This is a genomic window from Albidovulum inexpectatum, assembly GCF_002927635.1.
Taxonomy (GTDB): Bacteria; Pseudomonadota; Alphaproteobacteria; order Rhodobacterales; family Rhodobacteraceae; genus Albidovulum; species Albidovulum inexpectatum.
In genome coordinates, this window is record NZ_PRDS01000020.1 from 2,501 (window position 1) to 5,347 (window position 2,847).

General features: G+C 56.1%; 2 rRNA genes (1 of these 2 running past the window's edge). Both read left to right on the forward strand.

The annotated features are described in order from the left end of the window. Nucleotides 1-2,545, forward strand: a 23S ribosomal RNA gene (locus LV82_RS14615) (it extends 294 nt beyond the left edge of the window). Between the two features lie 75 nt (nt 2,546-2,620). Then, nucleotides 2,621-2,735 (forward strand): 5S ribosomal RNA (rrf, locus tag LV82_RS14620). The last annotated feature ends 112 nt before the right edge of the window (nt 2,736-2,847 follow it).

Here is a 2,847-nt window from a genome sequence, read left to right on the forward strand (position 1 = left end):
GAACGCGGACCAGCCGAGCCTTGAGAGTGACTGGAATGACCTGGAAAGGTCAGCCACAGAGGGTGACAGCCCCGTACAGGAAGCTCGAAGGGACGTATCAAGTAGGGCGGGACACGTGAAATCCTGTCTGAAGATCGGGGGACCACCCCCGAAGGCTAAGTACTCCTTGCTGACCGATAGCGAACCAGTACCGTGAGGGAAAGGTGAAAAGCACCCCGACGAGGGGAGTGAAACAGTACCTGAAACCGGACGCCTACAAGCAGTCGGAGGGGGCATGACCCCTGACGGCGTACCTTTTGTATAATGGGTCAACGACTTGGTCTCACGAGCAAGCTTAAGCCGATAGGTGTAGGCGCAGCGAAAGCGAGTCTTAAAAGGGCGTTCAGTTCGTGGGATCAGACCCGAAACCGAGTGATCTAGGCATGAGCAGGATGAAGGTACGGTAACACGTACTGGAGGTCCGAACCGACACCCGTTGAAAAGGGTCCGGATGACTTGTGCCTAGGGGTGAAAGGCCAATCAAACTCGGAGATAGCTGGTTCTCCGCGAAAGCTATTTAGGTAGCGCCTCGGACGAATACCTTCGGGGGTAGAGCACTGCATGGGTGATGGGGTCCCACAGACTTACTGAGCCTAAGCAAACTCCGAATACCGAAGAGTACTATCCGGGAGACACACGGCGGGTGCTAACGTCCGTCGTGGAGAGGGAAACAACCCTGACCTCCAGCTAAGGCCCCCAATTCGTGGCTAAGTGGGAAAGCAGGTGGGACGTCCAAAACAACCAGGAGGTTGGCTTAGAAGCAGCCATCCTTTAAAGATAGCGTAACAGCTCACTGGTCTAAACAAGATGTCCTGCGGCGAAGATGTAACGGGGCTCAAGCCACGAGCCGAAGCTGAGGGTGCAGAGCAATCTGCGCGGTAGCGGAGCGTTCCGTGATACAGCACATTCCGACTTCAGCTTTCCCTCGGGAAAGTTCAGGTCGGAACGGTGCTGACTGTGAAGCCGGGCCGTGAGGCAACCGGTGGAGTGATCGGAAGCGAGAATGTTGACATGAGTAGCGACAAACAGGGTGAGAGACCCTGTCGCCGAAAGTCCAAGGGTTCCTGCTTAAAGCTAATCTGAGCAGGGTAAGCCGGCCCCTAAGGCGAGGCCGAAAGGCGTAGTCGATGGGAACCAGGTTAATATTCCTGGGCCAGGAGGAAGTGACGGATCCTTAACGTTGTCAGGGCTTATCGGATTGTCCTGGCAGCCGCGGGGTCCCTGGAAACAGCCCTCCATCAGACCGTACCCGAAACCGACACAGGTGGACTGGTAGAGAATACCAAGGCGCTTGAGAGAACCACGTTTAAGGAACTCGGCAAAATGCTCCCGTAAGTTCGCGAGAAGGGAGCCCGGCTCTTGGGCAACCAGGGGTCGGGGGCACAAACCAGGGGGTGGCGACTGTTTACTTAAAACACAGGGCTGTGCGAAGCCGCAAGGCGACGTATACAGTCTGACGCCTGCCCGGTGCTGGAAGGTTAAAGGGAGGGGTGCAAGCTCCGAACTGAAGCCCCAGTAAACGGCGGCCGTAACTATAACGGTCCTAAGGTAGCGAAATTCCTTGTCGGGTAAGTTCCGACCTGCACGAATGGCGTAACGATCTCCCCGCTGTCTCGAACGTGGACTCAGCGAAATTGAACTGTGTGTCAAGATGCACACTACCCGCGGTTAGACGGAAAGACCCCGTGCACCTTTACTACAGCTTCGCACTGGCATCAGGACTGCGATGTGCAGGATAGGTGGTAGGCTTTGAAGCAGGGACGCCAGTTCCTGTGGAGCCGCCCTTGAGATACCACCCTTCGCACTCTTGATGTCTAACCGCGGCCCGTTATCCGGGTCCGGGACCCTGCGTGGCGGGTAGTTTGACTGGGGCGGTCGCCTCCTAAAGCGTAACGGAGGCGCGCGAAGGTTGGCTCAGAGCGGTCGGAAATCGCTCGTTGAGTGCAATGGCAGAAGCCAGCCTGACTGCGAGACTGACAGGTCGAGCAGAGACGAAAGTCGGCCATAGTGATCCGGTGGTCCCAAGTGGGAGGGCCATCGCTCAACGGATAAAAGGTACGCCGGGGATAACAGGCTGATGATGCCCAAGAGTCCATATCGACGGCATCGTTTGGCACCTCGATGTCGGCTCATCTCATCCTGGGGCTGGAGCAGGTCCCAAGGGTATGGCTGTTCGCCATTTAAAGAGGTACGTGAGCTGGGTTTAGAACGTCGTGAGACAGTTCGGTCCCTATCTGCCGTGGGTGCAGGATACTTGAGAGGAGTTGCCCCTAGTACGAGAGGACCGGGGTGAACGGACCACTGGTGGACCTGTTGTGGCGCCAGCCGCAGTGCAGGGTAGCTATGTCCGGAAGGGATAACCGCTGAAGGCATCTAAGCGGGAAGCCCACCTCAAAACAAGGTATCCCTTGAGAGCCGTGGAAGACCACCACGTCGATAGGCCGGAGATGTAAGCGCAGCAATGCGCTCAGTTGACCGGTACTAATCGCTCGATAGGCTTGATCTGATCCAGAAACAGCAAGACTCAATACCCAATCAAAAGCAAACATTCGACTTGGAAAACAAAGTGCTTCTTCCTCGGTTTGGTGGTCATAGCGCGAGCAAAACTCCCGATCCCATCCCGAACTCGGTCGATAAGTGCCGCAGCGCCAATGGTACTGCGTCTCAAGACGTGGGAGAGTAGGTCACCGCCAAACCTAGAAAGAAGCACTCATTCAAAACGTATCTCTCCATCACGATCAAAAAAAACCAATCATAACGCGGGGTGGAGCAGCCCGGTAGCTCGTCAGGCTCATAACCTGAAGGTCG